Origin of the sequence: Micromonospora aurantiaca ATCC 27029 (assembly GCF_000145235.1) — a bacterium.
GTDB classification, from domain to species: Bacteria; Actinomycetota; Actinomycetes; order Mycobacteriales; family Micromonosporaceae; genus Micromonospora; species Micromonospora aurantiaca.
This window is the reverse complement of record NC_014391.1, coordinates 5575966-5594323: the sequence shown is the minus strand read 5'-3', so window position 1 is coordinate 5594323 and position 18358 is coordinate 5575966. Positions and strand designations below refer to the sequence as shown.

Annotated in this window: 17 protein-coding genes; 9 read left to right on the top strand and 8 right to left on the bottom strand. The window is 73.1% G+C overall.

The genetic code is table 11. The features are described 5' to 3' along the window. Positions 1–69 precede the first annotated feature (69 nt). The 3 genes from cobC to cobA are packed head-to-tail and all read left to right on the top strand — an operon-like array spanning position 70 to position 3472. Positions 70–1152, top strand: a complete 1083-nt coding sequence (gene cobC, locus MICAU_RS24745) for an Rv2231c family histidinol phosphate aminotransferase CobC (RefSeq protein WP_013288083.1) — start codon at positions 70–72, stop codon at positions 1150–1152. Next, positions 1152–2225, top strand: coding sequence for a nicotinate-nucleotide--dimethylbenzimidazole phosphoribosyltransferase (cobT, locus tag MICAU_RS24740; protein WP_013288082.1), 1074 nt, complete (start codon positions 1152–1154; stop codon positions 2223–2225). The genes cobC and cobT overlap by 1 nt, the downstream gene beginning before the upstream one ends. Next, positions 2222–3472, top strand: coding sequence for a uroporphyrinogen-III C-methyltransferase (cobA, locus tag MICAU_RS24735; protein ID WP_013288081.1), 1251 nt, complete (start codon positions 2222–2224; stop codon positions 3470–3472). The genes cobT and cobA overlap by 4 nt, the downstream gene beginning before the upstream one ends. Before the next feature lie 148 nt (positions 3473–3620). Here the strand turns inward: cobA and otsB are convergent, their stop codons facing one another. Together otsB and MICAU_RS24725 are read right to left on the bottom strand one after the other, a co-directional pair. Next, entirely contained in the window at positions 3621–6221 is a 2601-nt protein-coding gene (gene otsB / locus MICAU_RS24730; RefSeq protein ID WP_013288080.1) for a trehalose-phosphatase, read from the bottom strand. After that, a complete protein-coding gene (locus tag MICAU_RS24725) occupies positions 6218–7618 on the bottom strand; it encodes an alpha,alpha-trehalose-phosphate synthase (UDP-forming) (protein WP_013288079.1) in 1401 nt (466 codons plus the stop codon). The genes otsB and MICAU_RS24725 overlap by 4 nt, the downstream gene beginning before the upstream one ends. 379 nt (positions 7619–7997) lie before the next feature. On the opposite strand from MICAU_RS24725, the gene ettA reads away from it, so the two are divergent. The 4 genes from ettA (at position 7998) to MICAU_RS24705 (ending at position 11506) form a co-directional block, all read left to right on the top strand. Continuing rightward, positions 7998–9674, top strand: coding sequence for an energy-dependent translational throttle protein EttA (gene ettA / locus MICAU_RS24720; RefSeq protein WP_013288078.1), 1677 nt, complete (start codon positions 7998–8000; stop codon positions 9672–9674). A gap of 13 nt (positions 9675–9687) precedes the next feature. Then, positions 9688–10131 carry an acyl-CoA thioesterase gene (locus MICAU_RS24715; RefSeq protein ID WP_013288077.1) on the top strand — a complete coding sequence of 148 codons (444 nt, stop codon included), beginning with the start codon at positions 9688–9690 and terminating at the stop codon, positions 10129–10131. After that, complete coding sequence (locus MICAU_RS24710; RefSeq protein WP_013288076.1) at positions 10128–10790, top strand: DUF8185 domain-containing protein; 663 nt, start codon at positions 10128–10130, stop codon at positions 10788–10790. Before MICAU_RS24715 ends, MICAU_RS24710 begins: the two co-directional genes overlap by 4 nt. A gap of 131 nt (positions 10791–10921) precedes the next feature. After that, positions 10922–11506, top strand: a complete 585-nt coding sequence (locus MICAU_RS24705) for a type III secretion system chaperone family protein (protein ID WP_013288075.1) — start codon at positions 10922–10924, stop codon at positions 11504–11506. A 7-nt stretch (positions 11507–11513) separates the two neighbouring features. Here MICAU_RS24705 and MICAU_RS24700 read toward each other — a convergent pair whose 3' ends face one another. The 3 genes from MICAU_RS24700 to MICAU_RS24690 form a co-directional block, all read right to left on the bottom strand. After that, positions 11514–11900 (bottom strand): globin, encoded by a 387-nt coding sequence (locus tag MICAU_RS24700; protein WP_174361815.1) that lies wholly within the window; start codon positions 11898–11900, stop codon positions 11514–11516. 78 nt (positions 11901–11978) lie between these two features. Then, on the bottom strand, positions 11979–13352 hold the full coding sequence (locus MICAU_RS24695; RefSeq protein WP_030273289.1) for an MFS transporter: 1374 nt from the start codon (positions 13350–13352) through the stop codon (positions 11979–11981). A gap of 233 nt (positions 13353–13585) precedes the next feature. Then, positions 13586–14641, bottom strand: a complete 1056-nt coding sequence (locus MICAU_RS24690) for a mechanosensitive ion channel family protein (protein ID WP_030273292.1) — start codon at positions 14639–14641, stop codon at positions 13586–13588. Positions 14642–14869: 228 nt separating this feature from the next. On the opposite strand from MICAU_RS24690, the gene MICAU_RS24685 reads away from it, so the two are divergent. After that, the gene (locus tag MICAU_RS24685; RefSeq protein WP_013288071.1) at positions 14870–15409 is read left to right on the top strand and encodes an HNH endonuclease; all 540 of its coding nucleotides are present in this window, start codon (positions 14870–14872) and stop codon (positions 15407–15409) included. A gap of 9 nt (positions 15410–15418) precedes the next feature. Here MICAU_RS24685 and MICAU_RS24680 read toward each other — a convergent pair whose 3' ends face one another. From MICAU_RS24680 to MICAU_RS24670, 3 genes are all read right to left on the bottom strand, one after another. After that, positions 15419–16288, bottom strand: a complete 870-nt coding sequence (locus MICAU_RS24680) for a class F sortase (RefSeq protein WP_013288070.1) — start codon at positions 16286–16288, stop codon at positions 15419–15421. A gap of 14 nt (positions 16289–16302) precedes the next feature. Next, positions 16303–16812 carry a hypothetical protein gene (locus tag MICAU_RS24675; protein WP_013288069.1) on the bottom strand — a complete coding sequence of 170 codons (510 nt, stop codon included), beginning with the start codon at positions 16810–16812 and terminating at the stop codon, positions 16303–16305. A gap of 78 nt (positions 16813–16890) precedes the next feature. Beyond that, on the bottom strand, positions 16891–17331 hold the full coding sequence (locus MICAU_RS24670) for an Lrp/AsnC family transcriptional regulator (RefSeq protein WP_013288068.1): 441 nt from the start codon (positions 17329–17331) through the stop codon (positions 16891–16893). A 142-nt stretch (positions 17332–17473) separates the two neighbouring features. Here MICAU_RS24670 and MICAU_RS24665 point away from each other — a divergent pair, with 142 nt between their 5' ends. Further along, a complete protein-coding gene (locus tag MICAU_RS24665) occupies positions 17474–18358 on the top strand; it encodes a tryptophan 2,3-dioxygenase (protein WP_013288067.1) in 885 nt (294 codons plus the stop codon).

The following is an 18358-nucleotide window of genomic DNA, read 5'->3' as shown; positions in this document are numbered from 1 at the left end:
GCGGACCGTGACGCGACCCACGCCGGGATGCGCTGTCCCGGGCGGCGGCTACCCGGCAGGATCGCGGACATGCCCGCAGCACCGACCGGGAGCGCCGCCGCGCTCGACGAGCCCGACCTGGGCCACCACGGGGACGCCGAGGCCACTCCCGGCCTGGTGGACCTGGCGGTGAACGTGCGCCGCGCCCCGATGCCGGACTGGCTGGCCGACCCGATCACCGCGGCGCTGGGCGACCTGGCCGCGTATCCGGACCCGGCCCCGGCCCGCGCCGCCGTCGCTCACCGGCACGGGCGACCCCCGGAGGAGGTACTCCTCACCGCCGGCGCCGCCGAGGGTTTCGTCCTGCTCGCCCGCGCGCTGTCCGGCGTCCGCCACCCCGTTGTGGTGCACCCGCAGTTCACCGAGCCGGAGGCCGCGCTGCGGGCCGCCGGGCACCGGGTCGACCGGGTGCTGCTCGACCCGGCCGACGGCTTCCGCCTGGACCCGGCCCGCGTCCCCGGCGACGCCGACCTGGTCATGATCGGCAACCCCACGAACCCGACCTCGGTCCTGCACCCGGCGGACACCATCGCCGCGCTGGCCCGTCCCGGCCGGGTGCTCGTGGTCGACGAGGCGTTCGCCGACACCACAGCCGCGCCCGGCGTCGACGGCGAGCCCGAGTCGCTCGCCGCCCGCCGCGACCTCCCCGGCCTCGTGGTGGTCCGCAGCCTCACCAAGACCTGGGGCCTGGCCGGGCTGCGGATCGGCTACCTGCTCGGCGACGCCGCGCTGCTGGCCCGGTTCGCCACCGCGCAGCCGCTCTGGGCGGTCTCCACCCCGGCGCTCGCCGCCGCCACCGCCTGCGCCGCGCCGGCCGCCGTCGCCGCCGAACGCGCCATCGCCGCCGAACTCGCCGCCGACCGCGACCACCTGGTGGCCCGCCTGTCCGGCCTGCCGGGGGTACGCGTGGCGGGCCGCCCGGCTGCCGCCTTCGTCCTGATCCACGTGGCCGGCGCCGCCGGCGTACGCGAGCGGCTGCGCGCCCACGGCTGGGCGGTACGCCGGGGCGACACGTTCCCCGGGCTCGGCCCGGACTGGCTCCGGATCGCCGTACGCGACCGGCGCACCACCGACGCGTTCATCGAGACGCTGGCACGGATCCTGGAGGCATGATGCTGGAGTCCACAGTCGCGGCGATCCGGCCGCTGGACGAGGCCGCCATGGCGGCGGCCCGCGAGTTGCAGGGGCGGCTGACCAAGCCCGCCGGCTCGCTCGGCGCCCTGGAGCCGCTCTCGGTACGCCTCGCCGGGCTGGCCGGCGCCTGCCCACCGCCACTGCCCGAACCGGCCGCGGTGGCGATCTTCGCCGGTGACCACGGCGTGCACGCCCAGGGCGTGACCCCGTGGCCGCAGGAGGTCACCGCCCAGATGATCGCCAACTTCCTGGCCGGCGGCGCGGTGGTCAACGCGTTCGCCCGCCAGGCCGGTGCCTCGGTCACGGTGGTGGACGTCGGCGTGGCCACCCCGATCCCCGGTGCCGACGAGCCCGGTGACCCGGCCGGGCCGCGCCTGGTGGCCGCGAACGTACGGCCCGGTACCCGCGACATGACGGTCACCGCGGCGCTGACCCGGGACGAGGCCCGCGCGGCCGTCGAGACCGGCATCCGGGTCGCCGGCGAGCTGATCGACGCCGGGGCGGGCATCCTGCTCACCGGCGACATGGGCATCGGCAACACCACCCCGTCCGCCACGCTCATCGCCGCGTTCTCCGGCGTGGACGCCGAGGCGGCCACCGGCCGGGGCACCGGGGTCGACGACGAGACGTACGCCCGCAAGGTGGCTGTGGTGCGGACCGCGCTGGCCCGGCACGAGCCCGGCCCGGCCGACCCGCTGGGCGTGCTGGCGACCGTCGGCGGGCTGGAGCACGCCGCGCTGACCGGCCTGATCCTCGGCGCCGCCGCGCGCCGGGTGCCGGTGCTGCTCGACGGCGTGATCGCGGTGAGCGCCGCGCTCGCCGCCGCCGCGTTCGCGCCGGACGCCGTCGGCGCCATGGTCGCCGGTCACCGCAGCGCCGAGCCGGGCGCCACGGCGGCGCTGCGGCACCTCGGCCTGGAACCGCTGATCGACCTGGGGCTGCGGCTCGGCGAGGGCACCGGAGCGCTGCTCGCCCTGCCGGTGGTCACCGGCGCGGTCCGGGTGCTGCACGAGGTGGCCACGTTCGACTCCGCCGGGGTGGCGGAGAAGTGACCGGGCCGACGCCGCCTAGCCCGTACCCCCTGGGGTTGCGGCTGGGCGGGCGGCGCGTGGTCGTCGTCGGCGGGGGAGCGGTGGCGACCCGGCGGGTGCCCGCGCTGCTCGACGCCGGCGCGGACGTGCTGCTGGTGTCGCCCGAGCTGACCCCGGCGCTGCGCGCGCACGTCGACGCCGGGCGGCTGCACTGGGAGCCGCGCCGGTTCGTCCCCGGCGACCTGGACGGTGCATGGCTGGTCCAGGTGGCGGTCGACGACCGGGCCGCCGCCGCTGCGGTCAGTGCCGCCGCGGCCGAGCGGCGGATCTTCTGCGTACGCGCCGACGACCGGACGGCGGCGAGCGCGTGGACCCCGGCGGTGACCCGGCACGGACCGGTCACAGTGGCGGTCCTCGGCGGCGGCGACCCCCGCCGAGCGATGGCGACCCGCGACGCCATCCGCGCCCTGCTCGGAAGGAAGGGCCCCCTCTTAACGCCTGCGGTAGAGGAAGGGCCCCCTCTTAACACCGGAGGGCGCGTCGCACTCGTCGGATCCGGACCGGGCGACCCGGAGCTGATCACCGTGAAGGGGTGGCGGCTGCTCACCGAGGCCGAGGTGGTCGTCGCCGACCGGCTCGTGCCCGGCCTGCTCCTGGACGAACTGCGGCCGGACGTCGAGCTGGTCGACGCCTCCAAGATCCCGTACGGGCCGTCCCGTGCCCAGGAGGAGATCAACCGGATCCTGGTGGACCGGGCGCGGGCCGGCAAGGTGGTGGTACGGCTCAAGGGCGGCGACCCGTACGTCTTCGGCCGTGGCGGCGAGGAGTTGCTGGCCTGCGCCGAGGCGGGCGTGCCGGTGACTGTGGTGCCCGGCGTGACGAGCGCGATCGCGGTGCCGGAGGTGGCCGGGGTGCCGGTGACCCACCGGGGCGTGGCGCACGAGTTCACAGTGGTCTCCGGGCACCTCGCGCCCGACGCGCCCGCGTCGCTGGTGCGCTGGGACGCCCTGGCCGGGCTGCGGGGCACGCTGGTGATCCTGATGGGCCTGAAGAACCTCGCCGTGATCGGCGCCACGCTGATCGCGCACGGCAAACCGGCTGACACACCCGCCGCGGTGATCCAGGAGGGCACCACAGCTGCCCAGCGCACGCTGCGCTCCACGCTGGGCAGGGTTGCCGCCGACGTCGAGGCCGCCGCGCTGCGCCCACCCGCGATCGTGGTGCTCGGCGACGTGGTCCACGCCCTGAGCCCGCCCGCCGCCCCCTGATAGCGCCGATCTTGCACTTGGTGCCCGCTCGGTGCCCGTTATAGCCCCTTCGCCGGGGGCAGCAAGTGCAAGATCGCCGGGCTGGGGTGGGACGGGGACGGCGGCGGGGACCTTGGGGTCCTCGCCGCCGTCTGGTGCTTCGGTCAGGTCACTGCTTGAGCATGTTGTCCAGCAGCAGGGCGCAGCGGATCAGGCCGAGGTGGCTGTACGCCTGCGGGTGGTTGCCCAGCCCGCGCTCGGCCAGCGGGTCGTACTGCTCCGGCAGCAGCCCGGTCGGCCCGGCCGTGTCGACCATCTGGGTGAACAGCTCCTCGGCATCGCTGCGGCGACCGGTGCGCAGGTACGCCTCGATCAGCCACGACGTGCAGATGTGGAAGCCGCCCTCCCGGCCGGGCAGGCCGTCGTCCCAGTGGTACCGGTAGACGACCGGACCGCTGCGCAACTCCGCCTCGATCTTGAGCACGGTGGAGAGGAAACGCGGGTCGTCGCCGGCGAGCAGCCCGGAGATGCCGATCCACAGTGACGAGGCGTCCATCTCCTCGTACCCGTAGGCGACGCTGTACGCCTCGGCCTCCGGGTGCCAGCCGTGCTCCAGCACGTTCGAGGCGATCCGGTCGCGCAGCTCGACCCACTCGGGCCGGTCCTCGCCGCCGTGGCGGCGTACGACGTGCAGCGCGCGGTCCACCGTCATCCAGAGCATGACCTTGGAGAAGACGTGGTGCCGCGGGGGGAGGCGGGCCTCCCAGATGCCGTGGTCGGGCTCGTGCCAGCGGCGGCGTACCGCCTCGACCATGTTCTCCAGCACCCGCCACTCGTCGTCGCGGATCGAGCCACGGGCGTCGGCCACCGCCGCGATCAGGTCCGCGACCGGGCCGAAGACGTCGAGCTGGAGCTGGTGGTTGGCGAGGTTGCCGACGCGTACCGGCCGGGAGCCGGCGTAGCCGGGCAGCGTGTCGATGACCGCCTCGGCGCCCAGTTCGAAGCCGTCCACCGTGTAGAGCGGGTGCAGCCGCTCCGGGTGCCCGCCGGTGCGCTCGACCACGCCGTCGATCCAGCGCAGCAGCCCTTCGGCCTCCTCGGTCGAGCCGAGGTCGACAAGCGCGCGGGCGGTCATCGCGGCGTCCCGCAGCCAGCAGTAGCGGTAGTCCCAGTTGCGGACACCGCCCAGTTCCTCCGGCAGCGACGTGGTGGCCGCGGCGAGGATCGAGCCGGTCGGTTCGTGGCAGAGGCCGCGCAGCGTCAGCGCGCTGCGGGCGACCAGGTCCCGGGCGGTCGCGGGCAGCCGCAGCGAGGCCACCCAGTCCTTCCAGGGCTGCTCCGCGGCGGCCTGCCGCTCGTGCAGCGGCAGCCGGTGCGGTTCCAGGCTCTGCGTGCCGAAGCGCAGCTCCAGCACCACCTGGCCACCGGCGGCGGACAGGTCGACCACCGCCTTCGCGGTCTCGTAGCCGGCGTCGTTGGTGACCTCCCACTCGACGCCGGGGGAGTGCAGCGCGACCGGCTCGTTGGAGCCGAGCACCAGCAGGCCGTCGTCGAGCGGCTGGAGCTGCACCGCCACCTGACCGAACTCGGGGCGCGGCGCGAACTCGACCCGGGCCCGCCCGGTGCCGCTGAGCACCCGGACCAGTGTCGAGTCGCCGCTGACCACTGCGGGGTCGTCCGGCGTGGTCTCCCGTACCGGCAGGTCGAGCCAGTCGGTCACGGTCAGGCCGGACCAGCGGGTCTCGACCGTCATCGTGTTGCTGCGGTAGCGCTGGCCCAGCGGGATGCCGCCCCGCTCCGGGCCGACCGTGAAATGCCCGGCCGGGCTGCCGCCGACCAGGTCGGCGAAGATCGCCGCCGAGTCCGGCTTCGGGTGGCACAGCCAGGTGATCTTGGCTTCCGGTGTGACGAGCGCGACGGTACGGCCGTTGGCGAGCATCGAGTGCCGCTCGATCGGCACCGCCCGCTCGCCGAACAGCCAGTGCCGCCGCGTCTCCAGCAGCAGCCCGAGCGCCCGGGCCGCCTCGATCGGCTCGGCCACCCGGTAGTCGGCCCGGGTCTCCCCGGGACCGATCTTGATGCCGACGTCCGGCCCGGTCAGGTTGCCGAAGGCGTTCTCGTCGGTGACGTCGTCGCCGATGAACAGCACCGCGCTCGCGGCGAGCTGGGTGCGGAGCTGGTCGACGGCGGTGCCCTTGTTGGTGACGACCACCGACAGCTCGATGACCTCCTTGCCCTGGGTGACTGTCACGCCCTCCCAGGTCGCGGGGCCGTTGCGGACCGCCTCGACGGCCCGGGCGGCGACGTGCGGGTCGACACCGCGGGTGTGCACTGCGACGCTGGCCGGCTTGCGTTCCAGGCGGATGCCCGGGTGCTCGGCGGCGATCTCGCGCAGCGCCTCGCGGAGCCGGTGCCGGACCGCGATCAGCTCGGGGGTGAGCCGCTCGACGAAGCCGATGTCGAACTCCGAGCCGTGGCTGCCGACGAGGTGCACCTCGCTGGGCAGCCGGGAGAGCGTGGCCAGGTCGCGCAGCGCCCGGCCGGAGACGACGGCGACGCTCGTCTGCGGCAGCGCGGCGAGCGCGCGTACGGCCGCCACCGACTCGGGCAGCGGCACTGCCTTGCTGGGGTCCTCGACGATCGGCGCCAGCGTGCCGTCGTAGTCGCAGGCGACCAGGAGTTGCGGAACCCGGGCGATACGGCCGATGGCGGCACGCAGTTCGGGATCCAGCACGCCGCCGTGGGCGGCGGCGGGGGCGGGCGAGGTCACGCAGCCTCCGTATCGGGGACGCCGAGCTCGCTGAGGAACGACTTGGCCCAGTGGCCCACGTCGTGGCTGCGCAGATGGCGCTGCATGACGCGCATCCGGCGGCGGGCTTCGGGCTTTTCGACATGCACGGCCCGCAGCAACGCGTCCTTCACCGCGTCCGGGTCGTGCGGATTACACAGGAACGCCTGGCGCAGCTCTGTCGCGGCGCCGGCGAACTCACTGAGCACGAGCGCGCCGCCCTGGTCGGCGCGCGATGCGACGTACTCCTTGGCCACCAGATTCATTCCGTCTCGCAGCGGGGTCACCATCATCACGTCGGCCGCGACGTACATCGCGGCCAGTTCGGAGCGACTGTACGACTGATGCAGATAATGCACTGCAGGCACGCCGACCCGGCCGAATTCACCATTGATCCGGCCAACCTCGCGTTCCACCTTCACCCGAAGTGCCTGGTAGTGCTCCACGCGCTCGCGGCTGGGCGTGGCGACCTGCACCATAACCGCGTCCGGAACTGTCAACTTTCCGTCAGCGAGGAGTTCTCGGAAGGCCTTCAGCCGGAGTTCGATGCCCTTGGTGTAGTCGAGCCGGTCGACGCCCAGGATGATCGTCTTCGGGTTGCCCAGCTCCTCGCGGATCTGCTTGGCCCGGGCCTGGATCGCGGGGTCCTCGGCCAGCCGCTCCATCTCCTTGGTGTCGATCGAGATGGGGAACGCGCCGGCCTTCACCTGCCTGCCGTCGACCTGGATCATCTGGCCCTCGTAGCGCAGGCCGAGCAGGTGCCGGGCCAGCCGGACGAAGTTCTGCGCCGCCAGGCGCTGCTGGAAGCCGACCAGGTCCGCGCCGAGCAGTCCACGGAGGATCTCGGTGCGGAACGGCATCTGCATGAACAGCTCGATCGGCGGGAACGGGATGTGCAGGAAGAAGCCGATCCGCAGGTCCGGCCGCAGCTCGCGGAGCATCGCCGGCACGAGCTGGAGCTGGTAGTCCTGGACCCAGACCGTCGCGCCCTCGGCGGCCACGTCCGCCGCGGCCTCCGCGAACCGGGCGTTGACCAGCCGGTACGCCTCGCGCCAGCGCCGCTTGTAGGCGGGCGTCTCCACCGCGTCGTGGTAGAGCGGCCAGATCGTCGCGTTCGACTGGCCCTCGTAGTAGCGCTCCAACTCCTCGGCGCTCAACGGCACCGGGTGCAGCCGGATGCCCTCCAGGTCGAACGGCTCGGGCGCGGCGCCGGTGCCGCCGGCCCACCCCACCCAGGTGCCCTGGTGCTCGGCCAGCACCGGGTGCAGCGCGGTCACCAGCCCGCCGGGGCTGCGCCGCCACTGCCGCCCCTCGGGTGTGCTCACCTCGTCGACCGGCAGACGGTTGGCCACTACGACAAAGGAGCTACGGACGGTCACGATCGGCCACCTCCGGGTACTGACGGGTCCACCGCGATGAGCGTACTGAGCGTAGCTGCGGCGTCTGATCCCCCGTGCCGGAGTTACCTACCCGTCCCAGAACCGCCGAACCCAACGCGTGATCTTGTCGACACCCGGGCCCGTAGTTCGGCTCTTCCCGGTCGTACCGGAGACGTCCACGAGTGCTACCGGTGTCGGCGACGAGGCTCGCCGCCGTACCCCTGGGGTGGGGTGATGTGGGCGTGGCGGTCCGTACCTGTCAGGATTGACGGCGGCGTGCGCGCGGCCGGCTCCCGGCCGGCGGCGGCAGGCGGAGATCGACGCCCGCGCCCCGCACCCGACAAGCCCGCGATCGCAACCGACGGAGGTAGCCCGCACCGTGGCCCAGTTCATCTACGTCCTGGACAAGGCGCGCAAGGCGCACGGCGACAAGGTCGTGCTCGACAACGTGACGCTGAACTTCCTGCCGGGTGTCAAGATCGGGGTGGTCGGTCCGAACGGCGCCGGTAAGTCCAGCCTCCTCAAGATCATGGCAGGGCTCGACCGGCCGAGCAACGGCGAGGCCCGGCTCATGCCCGGCTACTCCGTCGGCATGCTCGCGCAGGAGCCGCCGCTCAACGAGGAGAAGACGGTCCTCGGCAACGTCGAGGAGGCGGTCGCCGAGACCAAGGCCAAACTGGAGCGGTTCAACGCCATCGCCGAGCAGATGGCCACCGACTACTCCGACGAGCTGATGGAGGAGATGGGCAAGCTCCAGGAGGAGCTGGACGCCGCCGACGCGTGGGACATCGACTCCAAGCTCGAACTGGCCATGGACGCGCTGCGCTGCCCGCCGCCGGACGCCGACGTCACCCAGCTCTCCGGTGGTGAGCGCCGCCGGGTGGCGCTGTGCAAGCTGCTGCTGGAGGCGCCGGACCTGCTGCTGCTCGACGAGCCCACCAACCACCTGGACGCGGAGAGCGTGCAGTGGCTGGAGCAGCACCTGGCGAAGTACGCCGGCACCGTCCTGGCGATCACCCACGACCGGTACTTCCTGGACAACGTGGCCAACTGGATCCTGGAGCTGGACCGCGGCCGGGCCTACCCGTACGAGGGCAACTACTCCACCTACCTGGAGAAGAAGGCCGCCCGGCTCTCCGTCGAGGGACGCCGCGACGCCAAGATGAAGAAGCGGCTGTCCGAGGAACTGGAGTGGGTCCGCTCGAACGCCAAGGCGCGGCAGACCAAGTCCAAGGCCCGCCTGGACCGCTACGACGAGATGGCCGCCGAGGCGGAGAAGACCCGGAAGCTGGACTTCGAGGAGATCCAGATCCCGCCGGGCCCGCGTCTGGGCAACACGGTCATCGAGGCGCAGAACCTCACCAAGGCGTTCGGTGACCGGGTGCTGATCGACGACCTGTCGTTCTCGCTGCCCCGCAACGGCATCGTCGGCATCATCGGCCCGAACGGCGTCGGCAAGACCACGCTGTTCAAGACCATCGTCGGGCTGGAGCAGCCGACCGGCGGCTCGGTCCGGGTCGGCGAGACCGTCTCGCTGTCGTACGTCGACCAGAACCGGCAGGGCCTGGACGGCGACAAGACCGTCTGGGAGGTCGTCTCCGACGGGCTGGACCACCTCATGGTGGGCAAGGTCGAGATGCCGTCCCGGGCGTACATCGCCGCGTTCGGCTTCAAGGGGCCGGACCAGCAGAAGCCGACCAAGGTGCTCTCCGGCGGCGAGCGCAACCGGCTCAACCTGGCGCTGACGCTCAAGATCGGCGGCAACGTGATCCTGCTCGACGAGCCGACGAACGACCTGGACGTGGAGACGCTGTCCAGCCTGGAGAACGCGCTGTTGGAGTTCCCCGGCTGCGCCGTGGTCATCTCCCACGACCGGATGTTCCTGGACCGGGTCGCCACGCACATCCTGGCCTGGGAGGGCGACGACCAGAACCCCGCCAAGTGGTTCTGGTTCGAGGGCAACTTCGAGGCGTACGAGAAGAACAAGGTCGACCGGCTCGGCGCCGAGGCGGCCCGTCCGCACCGGGTGACCTACCGCAAGCTCACCCGCGACTGACCGGGGCCGACCCTTGTCTGACCGGTTCGTCTACCACTGCGCGCTGCGCTGGTCCGACCTGGACGCGTACGGCCACGTCAACAACGCCCGCTTCCTCACGCTCTACGAGGAGGCCCGGGTGGCGATGATGTTCGCCGGCGGCCGGGCGTGGGGAGTGGGCTCGTTCGCCGACGGTGTGGTCATCCGGCGGCACGAGGTCGACTACCTGCGCCCGGTCGACTACGCGCTCGGCCGGGCCAGCGCGGAGGCCGCCCCGACGGTACGGATCGAGCTGTGGGTGGACCAGATCAGGGCCGCCTCCTTCTCGGTCGCGTACGAGCTGTACGACGGCGACACGCTGGCCGGCACCGCCCGGTCGCTGCTGGTGCCGTTCGACCTGACGGCGCAGCGCCCGCGCCGGATCTCGCCGGAGGAGCGGGCGTTCCTGCTCCGCTACGCGCCGGGGCTGAGCGGATGACCGGGCACGGGTTGACCGGGACGGCCGACGCCGGGGCCTTCCTGGCCCGGCTGGTCCGGTTCGACCCGGCCACGCTGGTCCGGCTGCGGCCGGTGCCCGGGGCGGGCCGTACCGCCCTCTGGGCGCGTCTGCCGTGGGGGGTGCTCGTGGTCCGAACCGTGCCCGGCGCCGCTCCCGGGGACGTCACGGTCGCCGCGGGGGAACTGCTGGCCGAACTCTCCGCCGGGGGCGCCGCGCTTCCGGTACGCCGGGACGACGGCTGGCGGTGGCAGCTCCCACCGGCCGCGAGCCGGGCGGTGGAGGCGCTGCCCGGCGCCGAACTGCTCCGGATCGCGGAGGCGGCGGCCGGGACGCTGCGCGAGGCGGCCACGCACGGCGTGGCGGGCCGCGCGGTCGGGCAGCGGGTGCTGCGGGACGCGCTGCTGGACCACGTCGCCGTGGTGGTGACCCCGGACGAGGCGCCTCGCACACCCGTCGAGGTGTCGCAGCGGCTGGTGCAGGCCCTGGTCCGGATGGGCTTCCTCGGCGCGGGCGCGGACGACGTTCAGGTGCGTACGGCTGGTCGATGGGTCGGACTCGTCGGACCGTTCGGGGCGGCCTGGTCGCGTACCGTCGCCGATCTTGCACTCAGGCCGACGGTAGGTCATCCGAACGGATGACCCAGCTTCGTCCTTCCGGTTTGGGGCGGTCGTTGGGGGGATGCCTCACGCCGTCTGTCCGGGTACCGTCCATCCTCGGATCCAACGCACCGTAGGCGTCCGGATCCGCTGGGGAGTGAGGTGCGCGAGCGATGCCGTGGTGGTCATGGCGCCCTGGTCCCGCCGCTGGCGGGGAGCCGGAGACTCGAAGCGGGACCACAGTGGATGACACCATCCGGGTCGGCCCACCGACCCCTCGCCAGCCGGGGGACGACGTGGCGCCACCTGAGCGGCCGGTCCTCGCGGACATGCCGGCCACCGTCGCGCCGGTCACCCTGAGCCGGGTCTGCGACGCGCTCGACCTGCTCGACGTCCGCTATCTGGCCGACGGCGACGGCAACCTGCTGGCCATGTGGGAGCGGCACGCCGTGCTCGTCGCGCTGGAGGGCCCGGACGACGAGATCCTGGTGATGCGGGCCCGCCCGCACGCGACGGTCCCGCCGGACTGGGCCGACCGGGCCTACCGCGTCGTGAACGAGTGGAACCACACCCGGCGCTTCTGCAAGGCGTACATCGGCGACCCGACCGAGCGCGGTCAGCTTCCGATCTACGCCGAGTTGCAGGTCCCGCTCGGCGCCGGCGCCCACGACGCGCTGCTCGTCGAGATGCTCGACTGCGGCGCCGCGGTCGCCGTGACGTTCGTCGACTGGCTGCACGACGAGGGCGCCCTGCTCTGAGCCGGGCTCAGCCCGCGGCCGGGTCCTCCATCACGTTCACCATGAAGTACGCGGCCCGCTCCAGGTAGTCCCAGAGCGCGGCGGCGAGCTGCGGCGGCAGGTCGAGCGTGTCCACCGCCCGGCGCATGTGGTGCAGCCAGGCGTCCCGCTCGGCCGCGCCGATCCGGAACGGGGCGTGCCGCATCCGCAGCCGCGGGTGGCCGCGCTGCTCGGAGTAGGTGTGCGGTCCGCCCCAGTACTGGATGAGGAACAGGGTCAGCCGGTCCGCCGCCGGGCCCAGGTCCTCCTCCGGGTACATCGGCCGCAGCAGCGGGTCGTCGGCCACACCGGCGTAGAACTCGTCCACCAGCTTGCGGAAGGCCGGTTCACCGCCGATCGCCTCGAAGAGGGTCATCGACTCGCCTGGGGAAGTCACGCTTCCATCCTGCCAGGTGCGGCCCGGCACCCGCGCCCGCCCGCCGGGCGGCGCGGATCACGTCACCGCGTGCCGGTGTCGCCCGTGCTCGCGGTTCCGGTCACCGGACGCGGGGCCGGGCGCGTGCGCGTGCGCCGGCCCGCCGCCGGCCGCCGACTCGGCGCGGGCGGCCGCGACGGCCTCGTGGATCACCTGTGGCCGGGGCCAGGCGAGCGCCGCGACCGTCATGATCAGCACACCGGCGGCGCTCCAGACGCCGACCACCGACGGGACCGAGAACCGCTCCGCGAGCGCGCCCGTGACCAGCACCGCGGCACCCTGGATGATCTGCGTGCCGCTGGCCATGACGCCGAACGCCCGGGCCCGGAAGCCGTCCGGCAGCGCCTGTACGAACAGGCCGTTGGCGACCGGGACGAGCCCGGCGACGGCGAAACCGCACCCCCCGGCCAGCAGCGCCACCACCGTCGGCGGCGGGTTGAACAACGCGGGTACGAGTGTCGCCGGCGCGATGATCATCAACGGTCGCATCAGCGTCAGCCGCCGCTCCGGGCCGACGAGCCGGCTGATGGTCAGCCCGCCGAGGATGTAGCCGACCGGGACGGCGGCCATGATCAGCCCCTGCGCGGTGCCGGCGTCCATCCGGCCGTCGGTCCGGTCGGCGGCCCAGCCCGCTGCCAGTCCCTCGGGGACGATCGAGAAGAGCATCGCGCTGAACACCAGCACCGCGATGGCGCGCAGCACCGGCCGCTCGAAGACGATCCGGAAGCCCTGGACGGTCTCCCGCAGCAGGTGGCTGCGGTGCACCTCGGCCATCGCCGGTGGCCGCTCGCGCACGCCGAAGCGGACCAGCGCGGCCGACACGGCGAAGGTCACGGCGTTGACGAGCAGCGCGGTGTTCGGGTTGAGCGCCGCCACCGTGGCGCCGATCAGGTAACCGACGACCTGGGCGGCCTGGCCGGCGCTGGTGAACGCGGCCAGGCCCACGACCAGCCGGTCGCCGGTCAGGAGGTGCGGCATCAGCGCCGACCGCGCCGCCTGGCTCGGCGGGTTCGCGAGCGTGGCCAGGAAGATCAGCGCGAAGATCGACCAGGTCGGCATCCAGGGCATCGCGACCAGCGCCATCAGCGCCATCCGGAGGAGGTCGCAGACGACCATGACCCGGCGGTAGTTGTGCCGCTCGGCGAGCGCGGAGAGCAGCGGGCCGCCGACCAGCCAGGGAAGGTAGCTGGCGGCGAACGCGGCGGCGGAGAGCGCGACCGAATCGGTCTCGCGCAGCACGAGCACCGTGACCGCGGCGCGGGCCAGGTAGTCGCCCACCCAGGAGAGGGTGTTGGCGGCGAAGATGGCGCGGAACTCCGACTGACCGAAGACGTCCCGGAAGGTGGCCGGGGCCTCCCGGGCGGGTCGCGCGTCGGACACCGTCGCCTCCATCGTTCCTGGTCGACCACTTGTGATGGCCCGACCGGGAACCGTCGTCAGATCAACCGATCAGCGAGGACACGAGCACGCCCCCCGGTGGAGCGTGTGCACCGGATTCTGCCCGATCGTCTGACAACTGGCTAGGGCGAACGGATTGATCGTCGCATCTCCGACTGAACGAACGGACGATACCCGAGGGGCCGCGCGGTGCGGAACCCCGGAAATCGTCCGGCTCGTCCGGCGACTCAGGTGGGTCCGCCGGTGCCCGTACCCTCGGCGGCGGGCGGCGCCGGTGGCTGGACCGGCAGGCCCGGGAACAGCCGTGCGGCCGCGATCTGCGCGACGATGCCGGAGTTCTCCAGCGCCTCCGCGAGGCGGCGGCGCAGCTCGCGGCCGACCGCGAACTGCCCGTCCGCGGTGGTCTTGACGACGGTACGGATCACCGCGCCGTCGACTGTCATCTGCTCGACGCCGAGGACCTCCGGCTCCTCCACGATGCTCGGCGCCAGCTCCGGGTCCAGCGCCACCGACGCCGCCGCGGTACGCAGCACGGCGGTGGCCTCCTCGGTGCCGGCGAACCCGATCGGCAGGTCGACCACGACGAGCGCCCAGCCCTGGCTCTTGTTGCCGACGCGGACGATCTCGCCGTTGCGGATGTACCAGAGCACGCCGCGGCCGTCCCGGACCGTGGTGACCCGCAGCCCCACCGCCTCGACCACGCCTGTGGCCTCGCCCAGGTCGACCGTGTCGCCGACGCCGTACTGGTCCTCGATCAGCATGAACAGGCCGGCGATCAGGTCCTTGACCAGGCTCTGCGCGCCGAAGCCGAGCGCCACGCCGGCGATGCCCGCGCTCGCCAGCAGCGGGGCCAGGTCGAAGCTGAACTCCTTGAGCACCATCAGCAGCGCGATGCCGAAGACGAACGCGGTGACCATGCTGCGCAGCACCGACCCGATCGCCTCGGCCCGCTGCCGCCGCCGCTCCGGCACGAACTGGTCCGGGTCGAGCGAGGCGCTGGGGATCCGCTCGCGCAGCGGGCGGAGCATGGTCGGCACCGCGCCGTCGGTGGTGGTCCGCACCAGCCGGTTGATGGTCCGGTGCAGCGCCCACCGGGCGGCCACCGCGAGCAGCAGGATCAGCGCCACCCGCAGCGGCTTGAACAGGATCCAGTAGCTGCTCTCGGCGAACCAGGCGGAGTTCGTCACTCGGTACACCCACTCGCATGAGCTGCTGCCCTGGCAGTCCGGCTTCCGGTCGGAGACGGCGGCCAGCACGGCGGAGATCAGGTCGGAGACGTTCACTCTGCTTTCGTACCGCACGCCTGGCGGGCGGCGGACACCGCCACCTCGGCGAAGTGTCGCTACCCGGGGGGTAGCCCCGGATTAGTACGTGCAATCCGGGGCGCGATCAGGGACTATTGGCGCAACGGACGTCGGTGATCCGGCCGGCGTCGGAGCCGTCCCGCGCTGTCCGCGGGGCGGTTCCGGCGCAGACGAGGCGGGAGCGACTGGACCGGGAGGGTGAGCGCGATGCCTGACATACGACCCACGGCGGGCTCCGGTGCACTCGTTCTCAACGCCACCTACGAGCCCCTGTGCGTCGTGTCGGTGCGTCGTGCCGCGATCCTCGTCCTCTCCGCCAAGGCGGTCTGCGTCGCCGACGGCGAGGGCATCCTGCACAGCGCGCGCAACGCGTTACCGGTGCCCTCGGTGGTGCGCCTGACCCGCTACGTCCGGGTGCCGTACCGCACCCACGTCGGGTTGTCCCGGCGGGCCGTGTTCGCCCGCGACGGATGGCGGTGCGCCTACTGCCGGGGGCCGGCCGAGACCATCGACCACGTCTTCCCGCGCAGCCGGGGCGGCCGGCACGCCTGGGAGAACGTGGTCGCCGCGTGCGCGCGGTGCAACCACACCAAAGGCGACAAGACGCCCGCCGAGCTGGGCTGGCGGCTGCACCACCTGCCGGCCGCGCCCAAAGGAGCCGCGTGGCGGGTGCTCGGGCACCGCGCCCCCGACCCGCGCTGGGCGGACTGGCTCGACCTGCGCGAACCCGAGCCCGAGGCGGCCTGACCGGCCCGCTCAGCGCGCCTTGACCAGCGCGGCGTAGACGACCAGGTTGTCCGCGTACCCGGTCTCGCCGCCCACCCAGCGCCCGCCGCACGTGATCAGCCGCAGGTTGGGCCGGCTGAAGTCGCCGTAGACGTCCTCCACCGGCAGCTTCTCCTTGCCGTACCGCTCGATCGAGGTCACCTCGAACACCGCCACCGACCGGTCCTCGCGGGTCACCTCGATCCGGTCGCCGTCGTCCAGCTCCTTCAGCCCGTGGAAGACGGCCGGACCGGTGGTGGTGTCGACGTGCCCGACGAGCACGGCCGGTCCGTACTGGCCGGGGGTGGGGCCCTGGTCGTACCAGCCGACCTCGCCTGCGCGCTCCACGTCCGGCACCGCGATGCTGCCGTCCGGCGCGATGCCGACCCGGTGCACCGGCGCGCGCAGGTTCAGCTTGCCGATGCTCAGGTCCGTCGGCGGGCTGGCCGGCAGCACCGGGAACTTCTTCGGCGGCGGGCGCAGGCCGGCGACGATCCGGTCCGGCAGCACGCTGACCCCGGTCACCCGTTCCACGCCGAGCATGGCCACGATCAGCGCCATCACGCTCGCCACCACGAGCACCGGGACGCCGGGGCTGCGGCTCGGGGCGTACCGGCGGGTGGTGGTCCGTCCGGCGCGGGCCTCGACCGGCCGGGACTGCGGGTCGGCGGTGGCGACGCTGGCCGAGAACGCGTGCCCGGCGACGTGGGCGAACCGGCGCGCGGCCCGGGACGTCAGCCGCAGCGCGGCCCGGAGCCGGCCGGCGCGCTCCGGCGACCGGCGGCCGGGACGGGCGGCGGCGCGGCGGGTGCGGTCCGCCGCCGGGCCGGTACGGTCCCGGCGGCGCGATGAGCGGGCCATTGCGGCACCTCTCGTCAGCCGCGGCCGCCGGGCTTGCGGCGGGCGCTCACACCGGCCACCACTGCCACCGCGACCAGGCCGCCGACCAGCAGAAGCGAGCCCGTGCCCCGGCTACCCGCGGTGCCACCGCCGCCGGTCGCCGGCCCCTTGCTCGGCTGCGCCATGTTGAGCACTGTGAGCATGGTCGAGGCGGTGTTGCCGTTGGAGCAGTCCAGGTTCACCGGGTAGTCGCCGGGCGCCTTGTTGCCGGGCACGGTGACCGAGCCGGTGAGGAAGCCGTTGTCGGACCGCAGCGTCACCCGCCCGAAGGCGTCCGAGGTGACCTGCGCCTGGCGGTTGTTGCTGTTGTCGCAGCCGGCCCGCAGGTTGACCCGGGAACCGGCCTGGACGCTGTTCGGCGTCACCTCGATGAACACGCTCTCCCCGGCCCGGGCCGGCGGCGCGGTGGTCAGGACGAACGCCGCGACCAGGCCGAGCAGGCCCAACAGGGACGACAACGCACGATGTGACACGAGCCCTCGCATGGTTCCCCCCTCCCGGCGCGACGATGCGCCGGACCACTGACGGGCAGCGGCGCCTGCTTTCCCGGAGGGCGGGGGTAGCTAACGGGGCGCCTTGACCACGGGGTGCCAGGCCAGCGGGGTGGACAGCACCATCGTGCTGGACGGCTGCCCGTACGGCGCGAGACGGTCGATGACCTCCTCGAACTCGCCCATGTTCGTGGCGGCGACCTTGAGCATGCTGCACGCGTCCCCGGTGATCCGGTGGATCTCCATGATCTCCGGCCAGCCCGCGACGTCGGGGTCGTTGAGGATGCAGCGCGCGCCGTAGCAGGACATCCGGATCAGCGCGAGCACTGTGCGCCCGGCCCGGGTGAGGTCGACGTGGGCGTGGTAGCCGGTGATCACACCGGCTTCCTCCAGCCGCCGTACCCGCTCGGCCACAGCGGGCGGCGACAGGTGGACCCGGCGGGACAACTCGCTGTACGAGAGCCGGGCGTCGGCCTGGAGCTCGCGCAGCAGCGCCCAGTCCATGTCGTCCACGCGCGGACCTTCCTTCCGTAAAGACAGCGACGCGAGATGGTTTCGGTTCGCGAAGTGAGACCACCATACCGCCGTTGAACAGGCATTCCATTCGGCCGTCCACCAGCGGGATCATGACTTCTACCCCGCGCACGGACGGAGAATGACTGTGGAACAGACGACGGCGGTGCGCCCGGTAACCCCCCAGGAACGGGCGGCTCGGGCGGCGCGCAACGGCGGCGAGCCGACGCTGGAGTTCGCCGACCGCGTGCCGTACGACGCGTACGTACGGGCCAGCACGCTGCACCGGCTCCAGGAGCCGCTCAGCGACGACCCGGGCGAGATGTCCTTCCTGATGGTCAGCCAGATCATGGAGCTGTACTTCGGCCTGACCTGCCACGAGCTGCGGCACGCCAAGCGCGAGCTGCGCGAGGACCGGATCTGGGAGGCCCTGCCTCCGCTGCGCCGCGCCGCCCTGCACCTGGAGGGCCTCAACGCCGCCTGGCACGGCCTGCGCTGGATGAGCCCGGCCGACTTCAACCGCTTCCGCGACCGGCTCGGCGAGGGCTCCGGCTTCCAGTCCGCCATGTACCGGCAGTTGGAGTTCCTGCTCGGCCTGCGCGACCGGGCGCTGATCCGCCCGTTCCGCCGGCAGACCGAGGTGTACGACGAGCTGACCGCCGCGCTCGCCACGCCGAGCCTCTGGGACGAGGTGGTGGCGCTGCTGGCCCGCAAGGGCTTCGACGTGCCGGCCGAACTGCTGTCGCGGGACGTGAACGCCGAGCACGAGGGACACCCGGCGATCGAGGCGGCCTGGGTCCGGATCTACGGCGACAACGGCCCGGACAACCACCTGCGCCTGCTCGGCGACGCGCTGACCGAGATCGCGGAGGAGTTCGGCGACTGGCGCTGGAACCACGTCAAAGCCGTCCAGCGCACGATGGGCGCCAAGGTCGGCAGCGGTGGTTCCGCCGGACTGGCATGGTTGCAGCGCAGCATGGCCCGGGTGGTCTTCCCGGAGCTGTGGTCGGCCCGCACCGCGATGTGA